The sequence below is a fragment of the Pelagicoccus enzymogenes genome, assembly GCF_014803405.1.
Classification (GTDB): Bacteria; Verrucomicrobiota; Verrucomicrobiia; order Opitutales; family Opitutaceae; genus Pelagicoccus; species Pelagicoccus enzymogenes.
Genome location: NZ_JACYFG010000006.1, coordinates 68,517 through 91,586 on the forward strand (window position 1 = coordinate 68,517; position 23,070 = coordinate 91,586).

Here is a 23,070-nt window from a genome sequence, read left to right on the forward strand (position 1 = left end):
GATTTGCGGGAATTTTCGGAACTCACTGAGCAGAAGGTTAGGCTTTAGAGGAAACGGCAGTGAAAGAGCCGCGAATTGAAAGGCAAATAAAATGTTGGCGACGTTAGAGGCGGTGCAAGGGGTTATTAGCTGACGTATAGGTTATTAATCGTACTTCTAATAGCCATGAGCCCCACACATGCAAATCAATCGACGAAAAGCCCGTCCTCCATGCGCAAAATGCGGTCGCAGCGGGCGGCAAGCTCCGGATTGTGGGTCACGATAAGCACCGCCTGCTGATACTCCCTGGCCAGACGGGTCAACAGATCGAAGACCATCATCGAATTTTTCAGGTCCAAGTTGCCCGTCGGCTCGTCGGCGAGCAACACACTGGGCCGATTTGCAAGCGCCCGGGCAATAGCTACCCGCTGCTGCTCGCCTCCCGAAAGCTGCGACGGACGACGCTGCGTTTTACCCCCCAAGCCGACCTGTTCGAGCAGGCTTCTGGCCTGCGCCCGCATGTCGTCTTCGTTCAGGCGGGCGAGCTTGCGCATCGGCATCATCACGTTTTCCAGCGCGGAAAACTCGGGCAAGAGAAAGTGAAACTGGAAAACGAAGCCAATATGCTCGCAACGGAGTCGGGTATGCGCCCCGTCCCGATCAAGGGGAACATTCTCCCCACAAACTGAAATCTGTCCCTGGTCCTGGCGGTCCAGCAAACCAAGCAGGTATAAGAGAGTGCTCTTGCCGCATCCCGAAGGTCCCACCACCGCAGCGATCTCGCCTCGACGCAGCTCCAAGTCGACCCCCCTCAAGACGTGAACCCGCGTTTCCCCTTCCCCAAGATGCTTGTGCAAGCCCTGGCAGGACATCGCCACTTGGGCATCGATCACACTGGCGCTCATGAAGCAGTCCCCCGAATGACGTCGCCAGGCACCAGTCGGGCCGCTCGCCGCGCCGGAGCCAAACTAGCAAAGAGCACGATGACCACCGCGGTCAACGCAGCCCAGAAATAATGCATCCCCGACCATTCCACCACATAGCTGTCGGTCGAGAAGATCCCCCGTACCCTCAGCGGCAAATGGGACACCCCAAAAGTTACGCCTGCCCCTAGCGCAAAGCCGAGCAGGACCCCAAAAAACAAAACGATGCCTCCCTGCCACAGGAAGATGGCCGAGATGTCGGTGCGGCTGTAGCCCATGGATCGCAAGATCGCGATTTCCCGCGTCTTTTCCATCACGATCATCACCAGAGTGTTAAACATTCCGAGGCCGGAGATGAGAATGATGGTCGACACCGTAATCACTGCCGAGACCTGCAAGGCCTTGAAAACGTCGAGCCACACCTTTTCGCGGTCCTGCCACGGAGCCGCGGAATGCTGGACCAAGCTCTCAATCACCATCGCGTCGTATTCAGCGCGATCCCGATCGAAAACGCTGACCTGGATAAATGACACGCCGTGCGGTCGACGCAACAAGGAGCGGGCTTGATCCAGATGCATGAACACCCGCACCCGGTCGATGTCGGAGACACCGGTCTCGTACACCCCACTCACCCGGTAGCGACTCTGCTCTCCACGGGACTCTATTATAATAGAGTCTCCTACTCTCGCCTGCAGACGATCCGACAACTTGCGTCCGATCAAGATTCCCGTCGGCGAACTGCGAAAGCTCTCGATGTCGCCAAAAACAATCTGATCCTCCAAGTCGGATACTGCCAGATGGTCGTTCAGCTCGATCCCGTAGACTTGGGCCGACTCCATGCGCAACGGACTTTGCACTTCGACGCGGCCCTTCAAGACCGAAGAGGTGGCCGCGACGTTCGGAATCGTGCGCAGCGCGTCGACTATCTTTTCCGGATACTCGACGCCCTCGACGTAGCGACGGTTTCCGCGATCCGCCACGAAAAACTTCGAGTCCGCCCGATTGCTGGAGGCCGCCTCCATCTGAGCCAGCGTCGCCTGAAACTTGTCCTCCACGCGGATAGCCCCGTCCGTGCCCAAAATCGTGCGAATGAAAAACTCCTCGAAACCGCTCAGCTGAGCCTGCGTCACAATGAAGAAGCCAACCCCGAAAGCGATGCCGCAAAGGCTCATCAGCATAGAACGCTTCTTGGCCAACAGAAAACGGGTCGCGATTTGAATATTGGGACTCATCTGGGAAAAAGCCCAGCAAGGCGACTTTATCCCCTGCCTTCAACTACAACTTTGAGCCGAAAAACGCTTTGGCAAAAAGCTACCCCGACAAGCTTCCACTCAATTGGAAAACCGCCGAAATGATGCCCAAAGCCACCAGCCCCACGAAGAGAAAGACAAAGATCAAAACGCCGATCGAAACCACGCCAATAAATGACTTTACCGCCTGGTCCACCCGCTCGCCATACTGACGCGAGAGCTGCTTGAGCCCCGGGACCACATTGCCGGTGTTCTCCCCCACCGTGAATATATCCAGAGCCATGCCGTCAAGATAGCCTGTCCCCTTGAAAGCGCCGGAGAGCGACGAACCTTCGGTTACCTTGCCACGAGCCTCCACGAACCGCTTTCTCATGGCGTGGTTCGTGAGCGAGCGCTCCGACATCTGCAGCGACTGCACCATAGTGATTCCGTTTTCCAACAAGAGCGAGAGCACCTGCACCATGCGCAATATTTGCACATCCCTCAAGAAACGTCCAAGCACCGGCAACCCGAGAATAAACTCGTCGAAACGCAGCCTTCCCGCCTTGGTCTTTCGCCAAGACAATACAGCCGCTACGCCGAATATCACGGCAATCACCACCAGCCACCCATAGCCGAGAGCAAAGTCCGCCATCCCGATGAGCACCTTGGTCGACAAGGGCAAATCGCCGCCCAGCGAAGCCAGCAAGCCCTCGATTTGCGGGAGCAGAACGAACAGGAACAACAGCACCAAGCCGCAGGCCACACACATCAGGAGCGAGGGATAAGCCATCGCCGCGCTCAACTTGCTCTTTATCGCCTTGGTCTCTTCCAGGTTCGCTACGAGGCGCCCAAGCACGTTATTGAGATTGCCCGTCGCCTCACCCGCTTCGATCAAGCTCACCATGCTGTCGTCGAAAACTTCAGGCTGCTTACGGCAGGCCTCCGACAAGGAGCGGCCTTGCCTCACGTCATCCCACAGCACCGTAGCCAAACGCTTCTGCGACGCGTCATTCAAGCGAGCACTCATCAACTGCAAGGCATCGCCCGCCTGCACGCCGCACGCCAGCAGCTCCTTCAACGCCGACAAGAACGGCAGCGTCACCTTATTGTCCAACCTGCCCGAAGCTCCTGAACGCGTCAGGGAAGCCCAGCTGAACCCCTCTCCTTTTCGAGACTTTCCAGCCTTTCCCCCGCTCTCGGTTACCGAGATGGGGCGAAGCTGCTGAGCGCTCAACTTCCGAACCGCGACTTTGCGCGATACAGCCTCAATCTCGCCTCTCGTCGAGGCGCCCGAAGCATCCCTAGCACTGTATTTGAAAATCGGCACGCGACTAAATTAAAAGATCACTCCCCTTCCTTGACGGAAATCGTACGAACCACCTCTTCGAGGGTCGTCAACTTGCGCTCCACCAGATTCCAGCCTGACTTCCCGAGCGAAACCATACCTGCCTGCAGACCTAAATGCCGAATGACAGGGGCCGCCTCCCGACGCACGATCGGGTCGTGCATCTTTTCCGTCACCCGTAAAATTTCATAAATGCCGATGCGTCCCTTGTATCCAATTCCTCGACACGTTTCGCAACCAACGCTTCCAGGGAGCTCCAAAACTCCATCTCCGAGCGAGGGATCCAAGTCCAGGACTCGCAACGCATCTTCGATTTCCTGCGGCTCCGCTGCTCGCATTCCCAAGCAGCTTGGACATGCCCGACGCAACAAGCGTTGAGCGATCACCATCTCCACGCTGGATGCGATCAAGAAGGGCTCCACTCCCATATCGATCAAACGCGTGATCGCGCCCGCCGAGTCGTTGGTGTGCAAGGTCGAAAAGACCAAGTGCCCCGTGAGCGAAGCCTGCACCGCGATGTCCGCCGTTTCGCGATCTCGGATCTCCCCGACCATAATGACGTTCGGGTCCTGACGCAAAACGTGACGCAAGGCTTCCGCGAAGCCAAAGCCGATATCCGGCTTCACCTGTATCTGGTTCACGCCCGCCACTTCGTATTCGATCGGATCCTCTACCGTAATGATGCGGCGATCGTCCGAGTTGATGGAACGAATGAAAGCATTGAGCGAGGTCGACTTGCCGGAACCCGTTGGCCCCGTCACCAGAATGATTCCATGCGGCAAATTCAAAACCCGATTCACCACCGCCGTATCGCGATCCGACATGCCTAATTGAGCGAGGCTCAGCGGCTTGTCCTTCTTGTTTAAGAGGCGTAAACTGATGCTCTCGCCATACATCACCGGCATAGTTGAGAGACGAATATCCAGCGTGGTAGAGCCGATTCTGTGATTGATGCGCCCATCCTGCGGCAACCGACGCTCCGATATGTTGAGCTTGGCCATGATCTTGAGACGCGACACGATAGCATCCTGAAAGCGTCTCAAGTTTTCGGGTACAGGAACCGGCACCAGCAATCCATCGATACGGTAGCGAATCCGCAAATGATCCTCCATCGGCTCGAAATGGATATCCGTCGCTCCGCCAGAAATCGCTTGATTGAAGACTTCGTTCACGAAACGGATGATCGCGGCATCTTCGTCCTCCTCTTCTTCGACCTTCTCGATGGCCATTTCCGCTTCGAGATCGAAGGAATCGTCCAAGCTTTCCGCGCCCACACCCAAATTCTGTGTAATGAAATTCGCGATACGCTCCGGGTGCGAGATTACCCAAACGGGGCGCTCTCCACAAGCTGCATAAACCCAATCATCCATTTCCGCAGTAACCGGCCAACTCGTGGCCAGCGTAAAAGGAGGTTCCTCATCATCCTCGTCCTCAGGACCAATCGGTACGCAATGAAACTCGTGCAAAATGCGCAACGGAACCTTTTGCAAAGCCTGTAAGTCGAATCGACTGGCGTCCACTTGATCGAAGCCGCAGTACGCCGCCATTTCGGAAACCAACTCATTCAGGCTACGGCCAGCGTACCGGGCAATCCGCTCCAAACGCTCCCCTCGCCTCGCTTCCGCGATATCGAGAAGCTGCTCTTCCGTCAGCTCAAACTTGTTTTCAAATCCCGTATCAGCTATCTGCATACTCGATCACGCTCGAAGCTTAATTAGTTCGATTCTCCAATTGCTTGCGTCGTTCCGCTCGGCGACGCCGGATCTCTTCCGCCACTCGCTGGATGCGAGCGCGAGCCTCCTCATCCGACTCTACATTAGCCGCGGGAGAGGGTCGTGAGACATTACCCGTCACCGCAGGCGGCGAAGGGGTTGCCCGCGGAGCGGCGATTTTAAGCGGCTCGATCTTCACCTTGTTGAGCGAGAGCTTCTTGGTGACGCCCCCCTGAGCAATCACCACCGTCTCGTTTTCTTCGTCGAAGCGCTGAAAGCTGACTCCATATTCGCCCAACTGACCTTGTCGCACCCAAAAGCTCTTGTTCTGTTTTGCATCGAACAAACTGATGCGAACTTTTCCGTTCATCACCATCAGCCCATTGAACTGGAACTGGTCCAAGGAGCTCGGCGCAGCATCTTCTACGATCGGACCGTTGATAGCTGGTCGGGCCGGGGCGCCAAACGGATTAACCTCAGCCGCCCCTTCATCAGCAACCTGGCCCACCAAAGCGGTGGCCCCAGCTAACATCACGACGAGTATCAATTTCCCGATCATAACGAATCCCTTTCCTTAGTCTCCTTTCGGAGATGCTGTTCGCGACCCATTGGGCTCTGAGCGCGGTTGCGTGACATCGATATTGCCTGTATCCAAAAAGTCCTGGATCGCCCGAGCTCCCTCCAACTCGCGAAGTTTCTTCATCGCGTCCGTATTCACGTCGTCCGTAGTGCGGATCACCTGCGGCCTTAGAAAAACCATTAGCTCGCTCTTGGTGCTTTCTTTGGTCTTGGTACGAAACAACTTTCCAAGAACGGGAATGTCACCGAGTAAATTCGAGCGCGTACGGTCCGTGTCCAACTTGTTCTTTTGCAGGCCTCCAAGCACAACCATTTCGCCATTGGACACGCTCACGTAGGAAGTGGCTTGACGCTTACTGATGATCGGTTGCTCGTTACCGCCAATCGTTACGTTACCGGAGATATCGTCGATGGTTTGATCGATTTCGAGCTGGATTACATCGTTCGGCCCAATCAACGGCGTCACCACCATTTCAATACCAATGTTTTGATACTGTACCGATTGCCTGAAGGTGTCGGAGATCGAAGAGTTCTGCGAGCTCGTGATAATCGGGTACGAAACGGCCTCGATAATCTTGGCTTCCTTGTTGTGAGTCGTGACCAAGGTCGGAACCGAGAGCAACTGCACGTCAGAGTTGGTGCGGGCTTGGTTGAGGATCGTACTCAAAGTTAGATTCGAAACAACGCCGTCGTCGTAATTGAAGGTACCGCTCATTCCGAGTCCAAGAATGTTAATACCTGGCACCTCTACGTTCCCCGAGCCGTCCGCTTGCTCTTCGTAATTGACAGTGAAGGCATCCATTCCTCGGTTGAGGCCGCGCGACTCGTTTAAGTTCACCTCCGCGATGATGACTTCGATACGTACTTGCGGCAGCAATACGTCAATCTTACCCACCAAGGCACTCATGAGCTCCAAGTCGCTGCGCGTGCCGGAGATGACGAGCGCGTTGCTTCGCTCGTCCGCCAAGATTGTCATGAAGGTACTGAACTGGCTGTCGCGATCCTCGCTAGAATTAGCGCCGCCGGAGTTGTTTGCGTTATTGCGGGCGGCATTCAGCGCTTCCGCATTGCTTGGGGCATTATTGGAAAACGTTGGGTTGCCAGCCGCGGTCCTACGATTGTTTCGCGTATTCGAATTGGCATTACTGTTCGTGCGGTCGTTGCTGTCACTGTTGGTCTTGCCGGAAACGAACTGACTCAAGAGAGAAGCAACTTCTGTCGCATCCGCGTGCTTGAGCGGAATCACCTCCATACGAGTCGATGGGTCGGCCTTGATGTCTAGCTTTTGGATGATGTCCTCAAAGAACTTCAAGTTGCTCGGGGCCGTCATGATGATGATCTGGTTCGTGCGGTCGTCCGCAGAAATTGCCGTGTTGGAACCGAAGAGGATCTGGCTGATCGAGCCCCCCTCGCCAGCAACGAGAGCTGAGGCTCCGTCTCCTTCTGGATTGTCGCGGCGGCGAGCGCTGTTGGGACGACCCGAATTGCTCCCGGTCTCGTCACCAAAACGGCTGCGGGCATCCTCGATCATCTGCTGCACCTGTTGGGCTACCTCGCTGGCCTGGGCGAATTGCAGCGTGTAGAACGCTGGCTCAATGTTCAGACGGGAAGGCTTATCAACTTCACTCACCACGTATTCCAGACGTTGCAGGTTGCTGATCGTGTCCGTCACGATCACCGCATTGGAATTTTGGAAAGGGATGATCGAACTGAATCCGGGACTGAGGAACTGCTGGATCTGCTGCTGAAAAGTTTGCGAATCCAAATGTTGGAGACGGAAGAGCTTGCTCACGACCTTACCGCTGGCAGGACGCTCCGCCAAGCTTTCCACCACCAGCTCGGGAGCCTGCGTGCGAATCTCGCTAAGGGGCACGACCTTCAAAAAGCGCTCCCCCAATGGAGAGATGCCGATTCCGTTCAGGCTCAGCAAACTCTCCAAGGCGAGAGTCAGCTCACCCACCGTGATCTCTCCGCCACTGTCGAACGTGATCTTAGGAGTTGGCAAGGCTTGCGGACGAAGGATAGCGCGGCCCGTCATCTCCGAGAGAATCTCGAGCGTGCCCTCCAGCTCCTGGTCTACCACCTTGTAGCTGGCCACTTTTTCGTCCGGGTTCGGAATGACCCTCGCTAAACTTTCGTCCTGCCCGCGCAGCTGAACCGCTGAGCCTATGGCGCAGGCGATCGCCAAGATCGCAGTCGTTGTCTTGTTCACCCAAATTCTCATTTCGTATATTCGATAGACTTAAAAACGTAGCGCACGTTTACTGGAGGCGATTCCACGTCTTGGTCCGGAGCTTGAATGATGACTTTTTCCAGACTGAGGTAGGGCATCTCTGCCTTGATCGCTTTTGTGAAGTTCTTGATTTTCGCATAGCTCGCCTTCTGCACGACGAGCTGAAAGGTGTGAAAATTCATTTCGGCGCCGATTTCCGTGCGCGGCGGAGGAAAATCGAAACTGGAAAATCCCGCCCGGCGCACTAAAGCGTCGATTTGCCCGCTCACCTCTTCGCGGTTCGGCAAGGCCTCCAAATCGATGGCTGCCTTTTGCGTTTCGTAAAACTCACGGTGCCGCGCTTCCTCGGTCAACCAGTTCTGCTGTCCGCTTTCGACTACGCCCGCGTCCCAGTGCCTTTCCTTGAGCAACGACTGGCGATCAAGCTGCCAAGATCCCCAAACCAAAACCAAGGCGAAAGCGAACAACAAGGCCAAGACCTTCTCCCGCATCGTCATCCTGAAAAAGGCCCGACGCGTCTTTATCAGAAAAGCGGATACACGCACTGAAATGCTTGCTTCCTTGGCCACCATTACTGAGTCCCTCCCGCAAGCTGGTAAAAGGCTCCGAACTTGAAGCGAATGGTGGCGGTGAAGGTTGAGCCAGTCGGCTTGTTCACCTGCTTGGAAAGCTCGACCGAGGAAATCTTGTCGAAACGGTCCAGACGCTTCTTGAACTCCGTCACCTGAGTCTGGTTGTTGGCCCGCGCGTCGATCACGAGCACGTCCGGACCTTCCGTTTCAAACTTGCGATAGATGATATCCGGATGCTGCTGCATGGGCAAAAGAGCCTCGATCATTTCGAATGGCTGCAAGTCCGATTCCAAGAAACCGCGCAGCGTGTTGCTGGTCGACTGCAAGCCTTGGATTTCTTCGACCAAAGGAGTCCGCTCGGCGATTTTTGAATTGCGGTACGAGAGGTACGCGGAACTCGCCCCCCAGTAAACCTCTCCCAGCAAGATGAGCGCAACCAAGGCAGCAAGGGCCCCAAGGCCTTTCCACAGAATGGCGTTCTGCCGCTCTTCCTTTTGGGCGAGCTCGATTTGCTCCGGATCGCGCAAGTCCGCCTTCCAAAGTTGCGAGCGACTGAAATCTGCCCGAGCCACCGGCGATTCGCTGGAGTCCACCGCTCCGAACCAAGCCGTCTGACCGATCCACTTTGCTTCCGTATTCGCGTACCAAATACGAAGTCTCGAGATGCCGAGACGGCTTTTGGCGATCGATTCGAAGCGGTTGAGCTGGCTCTTGAGGGAAGGAACCTCTTCCCCCTCCTCAGCGTCCAACTGTCTCGCCTCAGCGTAAAAAGACGCCGGGAGCTCGGAACTGTCGTCGAAGGAGAACGCCGCAAAAGACTTTTCCGTTACGAGAACCAGACCCTCCTCGCTCCGGGCGGCAGCGTGCAGGGCCAGCAAAAAATCCGGCAGCACCGCGTCTCCCCGCTTCCAGGCGGCTTGGTCCACCTTTTCGAAGCGCCGCTTGTAGGCTGCAAAGACGAAGGCGAAACGCCCCGCCTTGTCCAAACGATAGCCATAGTGCAGGTGGTCCAGAGGAAACGGAGACAAGGCTTCCAGCTCTAGGAGCGCAAAGCCTTCCTCCTCGCCCTTGTCCAAATCCGAGGGGATCTCGATACGGCGACAGAAGAACCAGTGAGCGGGCGCCATAAAGGCGTCTAGCTCATATGCTTGGGCTTGAGGTTTGAACTTTGAGGGGAAAGACACCACTGGCGAAAATCTCTAGGCAAATGTTATATGGGTCGAGCATTAATAGAGCCCGGCTGTTCCCTTAGATCGAGGAAAAGAAAAGGATAGCGAAGGTTCCCTCCGCTTTGTTGCAAAGCTGGCGCTTCCGCGTCGACACTCAGGGTACCGATCAAGGTGTAGCTGTAGCCACCCTCGCTTACCGTAACCTTCAAGGTGAGCACCGAAATCTGGTGCCCGAGCGGAGCCCCCTCCGGAATGTCCACCAATACGGCCGCCACATCGTCCGCGGTTGCAAAATAGTTGTCGTCGCTGGTGCCCAGCAGCCCATCGAAGCCTTTGAGAAACTCGTCGATCGCCTGCTTGTCGAACTCGTCCAGATCCGCGATCGCCCGCAGCGCCAGAGAGGACGCGGCATTCACGTTGAGCGAATTCACTTCGTAGACGCTGACCGCTTGCTCGAGCTGGGCGAAAACCGGTAAGGGCAAGCCGTTCTCGTCGAAGAAAAGCTCCTGAAACCCGAACAGGTAACGTAGCTCGTCGAGCGACTTGAGAACTTGGTTCGCTGGGCGAACATCCAACTCCAAAGTGCTGTACTCCCTAGACTCCGCGCCTTCGATACGGGTCTCGTCATCCGCATCGATCCAATCCAAAAGCACGTCGCTGAGCCGCGAGGAGATATCCAGCTCGAAACCGAGTTCGTCGAAGAGCAGTACCAAGGAGTCACGGTCCAAGGTATTGATGTTTACCTTGCCACTCTCGTCGATGAACTCGAACCGCACATCCAATCCTTCGCGCGGCGCAATCCCCGCGTAGTCCAGGGGGTTGCCCCAACCTTGGGAGGGAGCGTAAAGCGCGTTGTCAATCGCCTTCACGTCCGCCAGCACCGCCACGGCCACCTCCATCATCGACCACGCTTCCTTGCGCAGCTCAGCCCGCTTCACGTAGTAGCCCTCCCCCTTGATTTCCACATGAGCCTTTTCGATGAAAAGCGTCAGGGCAAAGGAGACGACCACGATCAGCACGAGCACCAGCAAAAGGACAGATCCCCTGCAGCGGTTGGAAACGGCGGCTCTCATAAGATCGGCGTCCCCTCCAAGACTTTGGGCAAGATCAGCTGCCGCGCAATCTCCTCGCCCTTGAAGCGGAACTTCAAAACGATCCTTTCCGGCATCAGATAGCTGTCGTCCGCCTCCTGCAGCGGCGAAGTTTCAACCTCCCATTCCGGATTCTCCTCCTCGTAGTTGATATAGTGATACTCGATCTCCTTAACGAACGGGGAGATCAAGGTACGCCGCGGCGGATCTTCGTCGAAGGCTTCCTCCAACCGCGAGCGCCAAAGCAAAAACAGGCCTTCGTCCTCGTCGAATTCCAAGGAACACACCACGTGCGGCAATGGATGCTCCGGCCAAATCAAGGCTCCCGGGCTCTCCTTCAGCTCGAAGCTGAGGAAAGACTCGCGCGTCGTTTCGTCTCCCTCCCAATTGAACCAGAAGAGCGACTCGTTAGCGTCAGCGGAAGCGTCGTAGCGCTGGCTCGCCTTCTGAAAACTGCTCTCGATGAAGCGTGACACCCCGCGAGCATGCTTCTCGAACAGTCGCTCGTTCGAGCCGACGCCCCAGAGCTCCGCCATGCTGAACAGAAAGCTGGTCATCGAAATCACCACCATGGCGCCCAACGCCACCGCAAGCAGCACCTCCAGCAAGGTGAAGCCAGACTGTCTCGCCCTTCGCTTCATTGCCTGATGTTCAGCTGCCGATCCAGCAGCCGCTCCTTCGTTTCCGCACGCAACTCGTCCCGTTCGGTCGGCTCCGACCAACTGGGGCGCGTCAGGTAAAACTGCTCCGTCGCCTCGGTCGCCCCCTTCTCCTTGTCGTCCGGATCCAGCTCCACCGAGAGCGTTACCAAGAACAGGTCCGCCACTTGGGTGGGTTCGTACTCCACCCGCCAGCGAGCCAGGCCATGTTCGCCCGTCACGACCTCGCCGCCCTCCTCCAGTTCCTCCACGTCCGCGATCAAAAGCGCCTGACGCCGGATCGCTGCCATATCCTGCTCCAGCCCTTGGTTCAGGCGCGTGCCCTCGATCGCCATCAGAGTGTTGAGGTAGGTCATGGAGAAAAAGGTCACCGCCATGAAAAAAAGGGCCAAGGCCACCAGAACCTCCAACAAAGTGAAGCCACCTGAGCCAGGGCGGCTCTTACCAAGGCGCATTCTAGATCCCCGCTGCATTTTCATTCGGGTTCACCAGCTGCACTCCCGTCCACGGGTCCATCTGAAAACGCGTCTCGAAATCCGCGATCCTCATCGACACTTCGTAAGGGGAGCAGGTCCCGTCGGGAAAAAAGCCGACCTTAACGATTTCCCGCTTCTGCACCAATTGCCCCGCGATCAAAACGTAGCTGTTCTCAGGAGCGATCTCCTCGAACAGTACCTCTATCTCCAGCTCCACCGGAGACTCGATCTCCACCGGAAAAGCTTCCGTAGCTCCCCCCGAGACGACGAGAAACTGTCGCCCCTCCGGATCCCACTCCAAGTAGTGGGCCTGCTGCTTGAAGACCGCGTTGGTGCGAGCGGACTCCACTGCCCGCCAATACTCTCGTTCCAAGGTCTCCATCTCCCCGTCCTTCATGAGCGAGTCGATATTGAGCACGAAGACTGTGGAAAACAGGCCGATGAGAGCCAGCACCAGCAGCAGCTCGAACAAAGTGAAGCCTCTGCGGCTGACTCCTGAAAATCGCGTCATGCAAGCCTTCTCGGCAAGGCCTCCTCCAACGGGGGCCTACTGCTTCCAGTTACCAATGTCGTCGCCCGACTCCACGCCATCTTCGCCCAGCGAGTAGAGATCGTAGCTGCCTTGGTTTTTGGTCCCCGGGTACTGGTACTTGAAATCGCGTTGCCAAGCGTCGACCAAGGCTTCCTCGTCCTTCACATAGGGCCCGCGCCAGCGCCCACGGTCGTTGCCCGGCTTCGTCCAGAGCGCCTGCAAGCCCTGCTCCGTGGTCGGGTAGCTGCCGGTGTCGGTCATGTACTTGAAAAGCGGCACGCTCAAGGAATCCTTGATCTTCATCTTGGTCATCTTGACCTTCTGGTCTCCGAAGATACCGCCCGCATTGACAACCACGACCGATACCAGAAGTCCGATCAATCCCAGAACCAACAAGATTTCCATCAAGGTGAAACCGGACTTCTTACGGCGAGAGCTATTTCTACTTTTCATACAACAAATATAGATTCTAGGGGGTTGGGATTGTCTCGGAACGTTCCAAACGGAAGCGAATCCCGTGTAAAGTGTTAACAGACCGACCGCTTTGCAACAATGTTGCGCGCCACTCGAGAACACGCCACTTTCTCACACATCCTTTAAGAACTCAGACAAACAACCTTATTCCAGAAAAGCGCCAGCGCCTACTCCCATGAGCGACGAAAATCCACTCCCCCACGATCCTCTCTCCCTTGTCGAAACCCGCATCCTCGGCTGCCTCATCGAGAAAGAGGCCACCACGCCCGACATCTATCCCCTTACTCTCAATAGCCTCGTCAACGCCTGCAACCAGAAGAGCAACCGCGCTCCCGTGCTCGAGCTCGACGACGAAGCCGTCTCCGCCGGCCTGGAGTCCCTCCGCCACAAGCGACTCGCCCTGCTCGTCACCCAGACCGCCTCCCGCGTCGCCAAGTTCAAGCACAGCCTAGACAACCACTACCCCTTGCCCAATCCCCAGGCAGCCATCCTCGCAGAGCTGCTCCTGCGCGGCCCGCAAACCGCCGGCGAGCTTCGCACCCGTTGCGAGCGCATGAGCCACTTCGAAGACCTGGATGCCATGCGCGACGAGATCGAGCAACTCATGGCTCGAGCGACACCATTGGTGGTGGAGCTCCCTCGCCAACCCGGCAAAAAGGACGCCCGCTACGCCCAGCTCCTTTCCGGCCCCATCGACCTTGAAGCCCTCGCCACTCCAGCGACCTCGTCCAGCGCACCCGTCAAGGTCGACGTCTCCATGACCCTTCCAGCGGAGGCCGAGGCTCGCATCGCCGCCCTTGAAACAACCGTCGCCGAGCAAGCGTCCGCCATCGCAGCCCTCCGCGAAGAGCTCGCCGCCTTCCGTTCCCAGTTCGAGTAGCCGGCAACTTCCCCGTTTCCCTCGACTCGCTCCCGCTCCTCTAAGAGCGCCTAGCTGCCGGACCCTAGGCAAAAACGGTCCGCTTTGCGGAAAAAGCGGAACCTTTCTGCCGATTTCCCACAGGGACATTTTTTCCGTTCGCAGTATTTCCGTTGCTATTCAGCGACTTACATAAGTTGGCACGGCCGTAGCTAAGTTTGGCGCCGTAATCCTTATGATCGCATCGATGAAAGTGACAGAAAGAGCGCAGGAGCGCTGGGACGCCATAGTGACGCGTTTCCGCCACGCCTGTATCCTCCACCGTGACGGCAAGGAGTGGGAATCGCGTCGCATCATCAAAGAGGAGCTCCCTCCCCTCATCAAGCAGTGGATGCAGATGCTGCCCTCCGGCCTCAAAGAGGACGCCAAGGCCGACCTGCGGGACATGTTCACCCGCGAACAAAGCATCGTCGACCAAGGCCAGAAACTGCAAAGACTTTTCAAGGAAACCCTCGTCAAGCGCATCATCCCGCAGGTCGAGGAACGCATCGCTGCCAAGTACCGCTCCCTCTACGTCACCAAGATGGAGCAGCAAAAGGCCAAGCGGCAAGAAGAGCTCTCCGGCTCCTGGGTACGCCCCAGCTACAGCGACGCGAAAAAGCCCACCACCTTCGGCTTCCAGAACGGCGACCGCCGCGTGAAGCTCGGAGACGTCAGCGAAATGATCGACGCCCTGCAAGGCGCCGACAACGAAATCCTCGCCGACTCTATCCTCTCACTCGACGACATCGTGCAAGAAATGAACAACGCCCAGATCGATCCTATTCTCAAAGGCTAGTTCCTGCCGCGAGGTCCCCTGCATCAACAACACGAAATCTAACCGACCACAAAAATGAGTATCACAACATCCAAAACCGCACCCAAGAAGACCAAAGCGAAGGAGACCGAACAGGAACTCCTTCTTGTCGGGCTCGACCTCGGCACCAATACCACCTGCGTTCAAGTAGCCAAGCCCACCACCGGAAAAGTCGTAGCCTCCGAGCTCATCCCTTCCATCGTCGGCTACACCACCGAAGGCATTCTCCCAGGCATCATCCCTGGCGACGCGACCGCCCTCTACGGACAGCTCGCGCTCAAGTACAAGCTTCACCTCAACCTCATCCAGCCCCTGCGCGACGGCATCATCGCCGACATGGACGCAGCCCGCGACTTCCTCGTACACCTTAAGGAAACCGCCGGAATCTCCCCCGACGCAGAAGTCCGCGCCGTGATCGGCATGCCGGCAAACGCCGATTCAGAGGCGCTTGAAAACACACGCCTCGCCGTCACCGGCATCTTCGACAAGGTCATCCTCATCCCCGAGCCCTTCCTCGCCGCTCTTGGCAGCCGCGACGATTCCCAGCTCGTGAAGGCCGACTACGTCGACCCCGTCTGCAACTCTCTCTTCGTGGACATCGGCGCCGGCTCCACCGACGTCTGCCTCATCCAAGGCTACTATCCGTCCGCAGAGGACCAAATCTCCTTCGCCTTCGCAGGCGACGCCGTCGACGAAGCCATCCAAGCATCGCTTCTCAACAAGTATCCAGACAGCCAGATCTCCATAGCCAAGTGCCGCGAGATCAAGGAAAAGCACTCTTTCGTACAGGGAGCCACCCAGCACGCGACCCACCCCGTCATGATCAGCGGCAAGATCAAGCAGCTCGAAGTGTCCGACGCCGTCGGCACAGCCTGCGACACCTTGCTCAAGAAGATTTACGATGCGGTCCGCAACCTCATCATCAAGGCCGATCCCGACAGCATCCCCGACCTCCTGCAAAACATCATCATCACCGGTGGCGGCAGCATGATCAAGGGACTCGACGCAGCCCTCCAGAAACTTCTCACCGAGGAAGGCTTCGAAGGTTGCAAGGTCACCAGCGTAGGCGAGGACTACAAGGTCCGCGTCGCGACCGGCGCCATCACTGCGGCCTTCCAGGCCAAGGAACGCCAGTGGCAAACACTGCTCCGCTGAGACACTTTTTAGGTAGTAAGAAGAAAAGGTAGCAATACCGCCCCTCACATTTTGTGGTGCAGGAATAGGATGGCGGGCTCTGGGAAACTGGGGCCCGCCTTTTTTCGCGTCCGCGGCTCCCTTCTCGCTTTCAAAAAACAGAGGCTAGGCCATGAGAAATAGCCCCTACTTCAATGCCGGCCGCCCTTTACCAAGAAATTTACGACCGCTTCGCTCCGCTGAGGAATCCCCCTTAAACTCCCGTAATTAGACGGGCTATCCACTATCAGGCTCAGCCGGGACTCCGCAAAATCCCATCCCCGTAGAGCCATAGACTCCAAGGATCCTGCGCATTGGCGCTTAAGAAAAAGTTCCTCAGTCCGTAACACAAAGGAGCAAAAGGAAAACTCTCATAATGAAAAGCGTCGTAATAATTGAAGATCAAACCGCAATCCGAGAAATGGTCTCTGAGTTCATCTCCATGCTTCCGGGCTACGAGATAGTGGGCTCTTTCGGGACCGGAGAAGAAGGATTGCAAGGGTGTATTAAGCTAAAGCCCGAGACCGTTATCCTCGACGTCGGCCTTCCTGAGCTCAGCGGAACAGAAGTTCTGCGTGGCCTGACCCTGCATGTCCCCGGTGTTAAAGTCCTCGTATTCTCCGGAAGAGCGAGTTCCGCGAACATCCGCGAACTGCTGTCGGCCGGAGCCCAAGGATACGTCGACAAGATGGACGGATTCGACGAGTTCAAGAAGGCTCTCGATATCATCTCCGGCGGAGGCACTTTCATCGGTCCGAAGATGGCCAGCGTCATGCGCTCGCTCATCCTCAACCCCGATGCCGCCTCCAGCGAAATCCCCCTTTCCGATCGCGAAAAGCAAATCTTGCAGCTCGTGGCCGAGTCGTTCTCCACCAAGGAGATCGCATCCCGCTTGAACATCTCCGTTCGCACCGTGGACAACCACCGCACGAACATCATGCGCAAGCTCAACCTGCACGACGTAGCCGCCCTCACCCGCTACGCCATCAAGCACGAGCTCATCTCGCTCACTTGACCGCAGGCCGAACACAAAAACCTATTCCACTCAAAGCACCGCCGACGCGGTAGGCCATGACGGCCACCTGTCGATGGACTTTTTCAACAGCCGCGACCGGGTCCCTATCCCCGATCGCGGCGCTGAGCTAAAAGGACTTAGCTCATTTTCCCACCAAGCACTACCCACGGACGGACAGAATGCTTCGCGAAAGCAACAGCAACCCAACTCAGCGCCAAGCCGGACCACGTCAGCCAGACTCATCCCGCATTGCAGGCCACAGCTCACTTTCTGAGGATCGACCATCCGAACAAAGACGGGATGCCCCTACCCTCGATTGGAATTTCTTCGCAAGGCTCAGCACCCCGGGCGAAAACGCCGCCTACTCGCTGCACAACGGCCATCTTGCCTTCGTCGACTGCGACTTGAACGCCGACCGCGTTTGGGGCCTCGCCCCCGGTCAAGCCAAGGCCACCACCCTCGCATTGCTCGTCGCGGACGTAGCCGCCCTCAAGGACTGGCTCTTCAACCTCGACCCCGCCACCTCCTCTCACGAGTTTCGCACGACCCTCGCCGCTCCCGGCTCAACCGGACACAGCCTGGCCCTGAAAGCCTTCCCCCTCTTCATCTCCCCGGATCCCGAAAAGACCCGCATCGCCATCAAGGCAGTGCAAACCAACCAGTCCCCCGACAGCGCCAAAGCCTTTCCCGTCAACCTGAACTTGTCCTCGACACACGACTTCGACGGACAATTCAAGACCGCCTCCCTCTCCTGGGCAGACCTGTTAGGGACCGATATCGAGCAGGTTCGGGAACTCAACCTCAAGCACATCGTCGTTCCCTCCGACGCCCAACGACTCTCCGACTACCTCGCCGAAGCAAAGGAATGCGATTCTGTCCGTTCCTGCATCGTCCGCCTGCAAGCCGGTCCCGGTCGCGTCAAATCCGTCCTCCTTTCCGCTCGCCGCAACGCACAGCACAGCAAGCTGCTCATCGAAGCAAAGAACATGACCGTGGAGGGAAACAACCCGGCCATGGACCTGCTCAAAACCTCCGTCGAACTCGTGAAGGAATCCGTCCTCCTTCTCATGCGCGCCGGCCCAAGCTTCCGCATCTGTTACGCTAACCGAGCTTTCGAGCACATGACCGGCTACCGCTACTCCCGCGTCGCCGGCTCCTCCCTCGCCTGCCTGCACGGCCCCAAGACCAACGCCCGGGCTATCCTCGACATCGAGGAAAGCCTCCAAGACCAAAGCGAGCACAACGGAAACATCCTCCTGTATCGAAAAAGTGGAGACGCCTTTTGGGCAAACGCCTACCTCACTCCTCTCCGCGACGAATCCGGCATCGCCAACTACTTTGCCGTGATCCTCGAGGATGCCACCGAAGTGCGGAACGTCTCCGACGAGCTGGCCAAGAAAAACGTCGAGCTCAAAACGGCCCTCGCCGACCTGAAGGAAACGCAGAAAAACCTCATCCAACAGGAAAGCCTCAGAGCCCTCGGCCAAATGGCCTCGGGCATCGCCCACGACTTCAACAACCTGCTCGCCCCCATCCTCGGCTTCTCCGAGCTACTGCTCACCGTCCCCAAGACCATGCAGGACAAGGGCAAGCTCACCTCCTATCTCAAAAAGATCCAAGTCGCCGCCCAAGACGGAGCCGCCGTGGTCAGCCGCTTGCGCGAATTCTACCGCTCCCAAAACAGCCCCGAGGAATTCATCCAAATCCTGCCCGACGAATTGCTATGGCAGGTCAAGGAGCTCACTCGCCACCGCTGGAAAAACCAAGCGGAAGCCAAGGGTATCAATATCGACTTTCAAATGAGCATGTCCTCCGGCCGCCCCATCATGGGCAACGAACCGGAGCTTCGCCAGGTCTTCACCAACCTCATCATCAACGCCGTAGACGCCATGACCCACGACGGAGGCATCACCGTCAGCGTTTCCGACGCCGCCGAGAAAGTCCGCATCGTCATCGAGGACAGCGGCTGCGGCATGAACGAGGAAACCCGCCAAAAGTGCCTCGAGCCATTCTACACCACGAAAGGCAAACTCGGCACCGGCCTAGGACTCTCCATCGTTTTCGGGGTCGTGCAACGCCACCACGGCACCTTCAACATTGAATCCGAAGAAGGCGTCGGAACGAAAATAATCATGGAATTTCCCGCCGTAAAACGGGAGATCCGCGAAGAGCTCGACCTGCGCGAGAATACTGAAATGAAATCCCTCCGCATCATGCTCGTGGACGACGAGGAAGTCCTGCTCGAAGTCATCTCCGAACTTCTCGCAAGCGGAGGTCACACCGTCGACGTCTATGGCGACCCCAACAGCGCCATCAAAGCTTTCGAGCACAAGGAGTACGACCTGGTAATCACCGACAGGGCCATGCCCCTCATGAGCGGAGACCAGCTCGCCGCCGCCATCAAGCACGCCGCTCCGCAGACTCCCATCTACATGATCACCGGCTTCGGCGACATGATCAAAGACACTGGCGAAAAGCCCGAGTACATCGACGAAGTGCTGGCCAAGCCCGTCCCCCTCGACGTGCTCAACCGCAAGCTCGCCGAGATCGCCTCCCGGAAATAGGCCCCTCCCGCGAAGCCCAAACAGTCTAAAAAGAGACTGTTCCCCACTCGCGATCCCCTCCAGATCCGCAAGACTTGCAGCGCCGCATGCGCTAGAATTCCGCCTTTGCACCTCCTCACGAGCGAGGGCGCCTCACCGAAATTCTACCGCATGAAACACGCGACCCTACCCCTGCTTCTCGCATTAACCTGCTTCGGGCAAACCCACGCCCAAGACATCAGCCACCGCAAGGCTGAGCTGACCGTACAGATACAGTCTCCGTCAGGCGCGCCGCTGGAGGGCGCGACCGTCGAGATCGAGATGCTCAACCATGCGTTCCGCTTCGGCTGCGCCGTCGAGCACCACATCATCAACCCAAGCTCCAATAGCTACGACGCCTTCACGGTCGAGGCGCTGCAAAAGTACTTCAATTCCACCACCTACGGAAACATCATGAAGTGGACCTACTACGAGGCCCGCAGCGAGGAGCAAAACCAAGCCATCGCCGCGCTCCCCCAGTCCTTCAAGGCCTTCGATGGTCCAGACTCTTTGAGGCTCCGCGGACACGTCACCGTCTGGGGATCGAGCTACCAAGTCCCAACCCGAGTCAGAAACTCGAACGACGGGACCTACATCCAACAACAAATCCTCGACCACGTCCAAGCCTACCACAGCACCTTCAAAGATTCCGGCATCGACTCCTACGATCTGTACAACGAGCACTTCGCGGTCCCAGAGCTCTTGGTCGACAAAATCGCCGACCCTAGCGACATGTCAGCCCAGGCGACAATCGTCGCAAGCTGGTTCAACAAGGCCAAGGAAACCGATCCCAACGCCGTCCTCTACATCAACGACTTCAATATCCTCAACGACTGGAACGGCAACGACAGCCGCGTTCACGCCTACAAAGCGTTCGTCGACGCGGTGCGCGACGCCGGAGGCCAAATCGACGGCATCGGCCTGCAAGCCCACATGGACCGGCCCACGACCAGCAAAGCCGACGTCACCCGTCGCCTCGACATCCTCGCCGCCCCCATGCCCCCAACCGCGAACTACCCCGACGGACTGCCTGGACTGCGTCTCGAGATAACCGAGCTCGACATGTCCATCCGCAACCGGTTTTTCAACAACACTTGGGGCTGGCCAAACCCCACCACGGAAGACGAAGTCGCGGTCACTCGCGCCGTTCTCGAGGGAGCCTTCGAACACCCATCGGTAGACGGCATCACCATCTGGGGACTCGACGACTTTTCGCACTGGCGGGGAAACGCGATCCTTTACGACAACCTCCAAGACGAAGAATCCGGCACTAGCCGCACCAAGGCAGATCCCGTCCTCAAGGAGACTGGCCAGCTTTGGATCGATAAAGTCAAAGGCGAGTGGTGGGAAGACCACAGCGGAACCTCGTCCCCAAACGGCGAATACGTAGCCAATACCTTCAAAGGGACCCACCGCGTCACCGTCACCTTCAACGGCGAGAGCAAACAGCAAATCGTTTCCCTCTCCAGCCCTGAAGACATCACTTTCAACTTCGCCGCCACTGCCGACGACGCCACGAGCTACGAGCAATGGGCAGGCTTCATCGACTGGCAAGGAGCCGACTCCGCCCGCGACGCAGACCCCGACGGCGACGGAAACTCGAATCTCAAGGAGTACTTTTTCGGACAAGACCCTCTCGTGCTGCAAACGACAGATCCCCGCTCCTACCTCTCTTCGGACCAGTCCAACGGGCAATCACTCGACTTCTTCGCAAGAGCGGCGATCCAAAGCATAGGCGTGGAAGTCCTCTACTCCACCGACCTTGCGTCATGGACTCGGATACAAGACCTAGCATGGTTCGGCGATCCTCCCGAGCTGGAGACGGTTACCATAGGCGGCACCACCGTCTACAGGCTCAACATAGGGAAGAACACAGGTTTCTTCAGACTCGAGTTTTCCGAAAAGTAAGGAGGCCAACGATTGTCAAAGGCGGCGTTCCCCTCCTCCAACGCGGCGACGGCCTACAAGAAGTAACCTTGTTGCTTTTCGCTGATCGGAAGGCCGGCCTTGTCCATGACCTTCAACCAGTCCTCCCACGCGCTGCGCTTGTCCCGTTTCGTGTCGTTGCGAAGCAAATACGAGGGATGGTAAGTCGGCATCACCGGCACACCTTCGAAGCTCTGCCACTGCCCCTTCAGCTCGCGCAAGGAACGAAACGAGTTAGCTCCCAGCAGCCCCTTGGCCGCCGTCGCCCCTAGAGCCACGATCAGCTTCGGTTTGACGACTTCCAGCTGGGCCTTCAGGTAAGGCAGGCAAAAGTTCATTTCCTCGACCGTCGGCGGACGGTTCCCGGTCGGAGTGGGCATCTCTGGGCGCCAGTTCATGATGTTGCCGATATACACCTCCTCGCGCTTGAGCCCCATGGCCGCGATCATCTTGTCGAGGAGTTGGCCCGCCTTGCCCACAAAGGGCTCGCCCTGGATTTCCTCGTCCGCCCCCGGGGCCTCGCCACAGAAGAAGATCTCCGCGTCTAGGTTCCCGACGCCAAAAACAACCTTCTTCCCAGGCTTCACACGCTGGTTGCACGTCGGGCAATTCAGTACCTTGTCGCGCAAAAACTCCCAGCGCTCCCGCTTATCGCCATTGGGCAAAAGGATACGCGGCGGACGCGGCAGCTTCGCCCCGTAGGTTTGCTTGGCAGCCGCCTTCTTCGTTTCCGACTTGGTTTCGAGCAGCACTTTGTCGAAGTCCTTCACGCTGGCAGAGCGGACCCGGTCCGGAATGGAATCCAAGACCGCAGCTCGCGTGTTCGCGTCAACCGAAGCCACCTTGGAGAATTTCTTGAGCGACTGTATCGCTGCTTCGGACACGCTGACTCGCGTCACGCCCGCTTTGCGCAGGCGCTTCAATTCATCTACCAATGCTTCGACTTCCGCTTTCATCCGTCTCTCTGCGACACGATCTTTTCCGTGTACTTGGCAATCAAATCAAATTCCAGGTTCACCGCGTCTCCCTCAGCTCTTTCGCCAATAGTGGTCACCTCCAAGGTGTGCGGAATCAGCCAAATCGTCACCACCCGGCCTTCTACCTTGGCCACGGTCAAAGACATGCCATCGATCGCGATGCAGCCCTTGTAAACGAGGTACTTCTCGAATCCAGCCGGCGCCTCTATCTCTAGAATGACATCCTTGCCCTCCGGACGAAGCGTCTTGATTACGCCCGTTCCATCCACATGGCCCGTCACGAAATGACCGCCTACCCGGCCGTCAAAACGCAGACTGCGCTCCAAATTCACGGACGAGCCTACCGCGATGTCGCGCAGGTTCGTCAAACGACGCGTCTCTTCTAGCACATCGAAGCTCAAAACGCCCTCGCCAATTTCCACCACCGTGAGACAACACCCGTTCACCGCAATGCTGTCGCCAAGCGAAACACCTGAGGCAACCACCTCGACCGCAATGCGATAACGCCATGAGCCCGCTTGCTCCTCGCAAGCCAAAACCTTGCCCTTTTCCTCTACGATTCCGGTAAACATAAAAACCTCGCCACCATGCCAATCCCTACTGCTCTGTCCAAGCTCAATCAGAGCAAATCGTCTCCCTGTTCCCTAAGGCCAAATATAAACCTAAATAAGTTTACATCTCAACTATAAACCTTTTTAGGTTTACT

The 23,070-nt window shown here is 57.3% G+C and carries 21 protein-coding genes; 6 read left to right on the forward strand and 15 right to left on the reverse strand.

The window, feature by feature from the left end; translation table 11 throughout:
* Window positions 1–185: 185 nt before the first annotated feature.
* The 13 genes from IEN85_RS02920 to gspG all read right to left on the reverse strand — a co-directional run bounded on the left by IEN85_RS02920 (window position 186) and on the right by gspG (window position 12,955).
* Window positions 186–872 carry an ABC transporter ATP-binding protein gene (locus IEN85_RS02920; protein WP_318186573.1) on the reverse strand — a complete coding sequence of 229 codons (687 nt, stop codon included), beginning with the start codon at window positions 870–872 and terminating at the stop codon, window positions 186–188.
* Between the two features lie 8 nt (window positions 873–880).
* Window positions 881–2,134 (reverse strand): ABC transporter permease, encoded by a 1,254-nt coding sequence (locus IEN85_RS02925; protein WP_224772424.1) that lies wholly within the window; start codon window positions 2,132–2,134, stop codon window positions 881–883.
* Between the two features lie 79 nt (window positions 2,135–2,213).
* Window positions 2,214–3,461: a type II secretion system F family protein gene (locus tag IEN85_RS02930; RefSeq protein ID WP_191615572.1), complete on the reverse strand. Its 1,248-nt coding sequence runs from the start codon at window positions 3,459–3,461 to the stop codon at window positions 2,214–2,216.
* Between the two features lie 17 nt (window positions 3,462–3,478).
* Entirely contained in the window at window positions 3,479–5,170 is a 1,692-nt protein-coding gene (locus IEN85_RS02935) for a GspE/PulE family protein (protein WP_191615573.1), read from the reverse strand.
* A gap of 19 nt (window positions 5,171–5,189) precedes the next feature.
* Window positions 5,190–5,750 (reverse strand): hypothetical protein, encoded by a 561-nt coding sequence (locus IEN85_RS02940; protein ID WP_191615574.1) that lies wholly within the window; start codon window positions 5,748–5,750, stop codon window positions 5,190–5,192.
* 15 nt (window positions 5,751–5,765) lie between these two features.
* Window positions 5,766–7,994: a secretin N-terminal domain-containing protein gene (locus tag IEN85_RS02945; protein WP_191615575.1), complete on the reverse strand. Its 2,229-nt coding sequence runs from the start codon at window positions 7,992–7,994 to the stop codon at window positions 5,766–5,768.
* Window positions 7,991–8,575, reverse strand: coding sequence for a hypothetical protein (locus IEN85_RS02950; protein ID WP_191615576.1), 585 nt, complete (start codon window positions 8,573–8,575; stop codon window positions 7,991–7,993). Before IEN85_RS02950 ends, IEN85_RS02945 begins: the two co-directional genes overlap by 4 nt.
* The gene (locus tag IEN85_RS02955; RefSeq protein ID WP_191615577.1) at window positions 8,575–9,759 is read right to left on the reverse strand and encodes a hypothetical protein; all 1,185 of its coding nucleotides are present in this window, start codon (window positions 9,757–9,759) and stop codon (window positions 8,575–8,577) included. The genes IEN85_RS02950 and IEN85_RS02955 overlap by 1 nt, the downstream gene beginning before the upstream one ends.
* Before the next feature lie 26 nt (window positions 9,760–9,785).
* Window positions 9,786–10,817: a type II secretion system minor pseudopilin gene (locus tag IEN85_RS02960; RefSeq protein ID WP_191615578.1), complete on the reverse strand. Its 1,032-nt coding sequence runs from the start codon at window positions 10,815–10,817 to the stop codon at window positions 9,786–9,788.
* A complete protein-coding gene (locus tag IEN85_RS02965) occupies window positions 10,814–11,476 on the reverse strand; it encodes a prepilin-type N-terminal cleavage/methylation domain-containing protein (protein ID WP_191615579.1) in 663 nt (220 codons plus the stop codon). Before IEN85_RS02965 ends, IEN85_RS02960 begins: the two co-directional genes overlap by 4 nt.
* On the reverse strand, window positions 11,473–11,949 hold the full coding sequence (locus IEN85_RS02970; protein WP_191615580.1) for a prepilin-type N-terminal cleavage/methylation domain-containing protein: 477 nt from the start codon (window positions 11,947–11,949) through the stop codon (window positions 11,473–11,475). The genes IEN85_RS02965 and IEN85_RS02970 overlap by 4 nt, the downstream gene beginning before the upstream one ends.
* A gap of 1 nt (window position 11,950) precedes the next feature.
* A complete protein-coding gene (locus tag IEN85_RS02975; RefSeq protein WP_191615581.1) occupies window positions 11,951–12,481 on the reverse strand; it encodes a prepilin-type N-terminal cleavage/methylation domain-containing protein in 531 nt (176 codons plus the stop codon).
* 36 nt (window positions 12,482–12,517) lie between these two features.
* The gene (gspG, locus tag IEN85_RS02980) at window positions 12,518–12,955 is read right to left on the reverse strand and encodes a type II secretion system major pseudopilin GspG (protein WP_191615582.1); all 438 of its coding nucleotides are present in this window, start codon (window positions 12,953–12,955) and stop codon (window positions 12,518–12,520) included.
* A gap of 196 nt (window positions 12,956–13,151) precedes the next feature.
* Here gspG and IEN85_RS02985 point away from each other — a divergent pair, with 196 nt between their 5' ends.
* The 6 genes from IEN85_RS02985 to IEN85_RS03010 all read left to right on the forward strand — a co-directional run bounded on the left by IEN85_RS02985 (window position 13,152) and on the right by IEN85_RS03010 (window position 21,369).
* A complete protein-coding gene (locus IEN85_RS02985) occupies window positions 13,152–13,856 on the forward strand; it encodes a YceH family protein (RefSeq protein ID WP_191615583.1) in 705 nt (234 codons plus the stop codon).
* Window positions 13,857–14,082: 226 nt separating this feature from the next.
* Complete coding sequence (locus IEN85_RS02990; protein WP_191615584.1) at window positions 14,083–14,673, forward strand: hypothetical protein; 591 nt, start codon at window positions 14,083–14,085, stop codon at window positions 14,671–14,673.
* A gap of 54 nt (window positions 14,674–14,727) precedes the next feature.
* Window positions 14,728–15,846 (forward strand): BeeR family actin-like protein, encoded by a 1,119-nt coding sequence (gene beeR / locus IEN85_RS02995; protein WP_191615585.1) that lies wholly within the window; start codon window positions 14,728–14,730, stop codon window positions 15,844–15,846.
* A 394-nt stretch (window positions 15,847–16,240) separates the two neighbouring features.
* Window positions 16,241–16,879, forward strand: a complete 639-nt coding sequence (locus IEN85_RS03000; RefSeq protein ID WP_191615586.1) for a LuxR C-terminal-related transcriptional regulator — start codon at window positions 16,241–16,243, stop codon at window positions 16,877–16,879.
* Window positions 16,880–17,058: 179 nt separating this feature from the next.
* A complete protein-coding gene (locus IEN85_RS03005) occupies window positions 17,059–19,443 on the forward strand; it encodes a hybrid sensor histidine kinase/response regulator (protein WP_191615587.1) in 2,385 nt (794 codons plus the stop codon).
* Between the two features lie 150 nt (window positions 19,444–19,593).
* Window positions 19,594–21,369, forward strand: coding sequence for an endo-1,4-beta-xylanase (locus IEN85_RS03010; protein WP_191615588.1), 1,776 nt, complete (start codon window positions 19,594–19,596; stop codon window positions 21,367–21,369).
* A 53-nt stretch (window positions 21,370–21,422) separates the two neighbouring features.
* On the opposite strand, the gene IEN85_RS03015 is transcribed toward IEN85_RS03010, so the two are convergent.
* Both IEN85_RS03015 and IEN85_RS03020 read right to left on the reverse strand, forming a co-directional pair.
* Window positions 21,423–22,343 (reverse strand): uracil-DNA glycosylase, encoded by a 921-nt coding sequence (locus IEN85_RS03015; RefSeq protein ID WP_191615589.1) that lies wholly within the window; start codon window positions 22,341–22,343, stop codon window positions 21,423–21,425.
* The gene (locus IEN85_RS03020; RefSeq protein WP_191615590.1) at window positions 22,340–22,936 is read right to left on the reverse strand and encodes a riboflavin synthase; all 597 of its coding nucleotides are present in this window, start codon (window positions 22,934–22,936) and stop codon (window positions 22,340–22,342) included. The genes IEN85_RS03015 and IEN85_RS03020 overlap by 4 nt, the downstream gene beginning before the upstream one ends.
* Window positions 22,937–23,070 lie beyond the last annotated feature (134 nt).

Coding starts and splice junctions, on each gene's coding strand:
- IEN85_RS03010 (WP_191615588.1), top strand. CDS start 19,594: ATGAAACACGCGACCCTACCCCTGCTTCTCGCATTAACCTGCTTCGGG.
- IEN85_RS02975 (WP_191615581.1), bottom strand. CDS start 12,481: ATGACGCGATTTTCAGGAGTCAGCCGCAGAGGCTTCACTTTGTTCGAG.
- beeR (WP_191615585.1), top strand. CDS start 14,728: ATGAGTATCACAACATCCAAAACCGCACCCAAGAAGACCAAAGCGAAG.
- gspG (WP_191615582.1), bottom strand. CDS start 12,955: ATGAAAAGTAGAAATAGCTCTCGCCGTAAGAAGTCCGGTTTCACCTTG.
- IEN85_RS02945 (WP_191615575.1), bottom strand. CDS start 7,994: ATGAGAATTTGGGTGAACAAGACAACGACTGCGATCTTGGCGATCGCC.
- IEN85_RS03005 (WP_191615587.1), top strand. CDS start 17,059: ATGCTTCGCGAAAGCAACAGCAACCCAACTCAGCGCCAAGCCGGACCA.
- IEN85_RS03015 (WP_191615589.1), bottom strand. CDS start 22,343: ATGAAAGCGGAAGTCGAAGCATTGGTAGATGAATTGAAGCGCCTGCGC.
- IEN85_RS03000 (WP_191615586.1), top strand. CDS start 16,241: ATGAAAAGCGTCGTAATAATTGAAGATCAAACCGCAATCCGAGAAATG.
- IEN85_RS02965 (WP_191615579.1), bottom strand. CDS start 11,476: ATGAAGCGAAGGGCGAGACAGTCTGGCTTCACCTTGCTGGAGGTGCTG.
- IEN85_RS02950 (WP_191615576.1), bottom strand. CDS start 8,575: ATGGTGGCCAAGGAAGCAAGCATTTCAGTGCGTGTATCCGCTTTTCTG.
- IEN85_RS02925 (WP_224772424.1), bottom strand. CDS start 2,134: ATGAGTCCCAATATTCAAATCGCGACCCGTTTTCTGTTGGCCAAGAAG.
- IEN85_RS02970 (WP_191615580.1), bottom strand. CDS start 11,949: ATGCGCCTTGGTAAGAGCCGCCCTGGCTCAGGTGGCTTCACTTTGTTG.
- IEN85_RS02990 (WP_191615584.1), top strand. CDS start 14,083: ATGAAAGTGACAGAAAGAGCGCAGGAGCGCTGGGACGCCATAGTGACG.
- IEN85_RS02935 (WP_191615573.1), bottom strand. CDS start 5,170: ATGCAGATAGCTGATACGGGATTTGAAAACAAGTTTGAGCTGACGGAA.
- IEN85_RS02985 (WP_191615583.1), top strand. CDS start 13,152: ATGAGCGACGAAAATCCACTCCCCCACGATCCTCTCTCCCTTGTCGAA.
- IEN85_RS02940 (WP_191615574.1), bottom strand. CDS start 5,750: ATGATCGGGAAATTGATACTCGTCGTGATGTTAGCTGGGGCCACCGCT.
- IEN85_RS02960 (WP_191615578.1), bottom strand. CDS start 10,817: ATGAGAGCCGCCGTTTCCAACCGCTGCAGGGGATCTGTCCTTTTGCTG.
- IEN85_RS03020 (WP_191615590.1), bottom strand. CDS start 22,936: ATGTTTACCGGAATCGTAGAGGAAAAGGGCAAGGTTTTGGCTTGCGAG.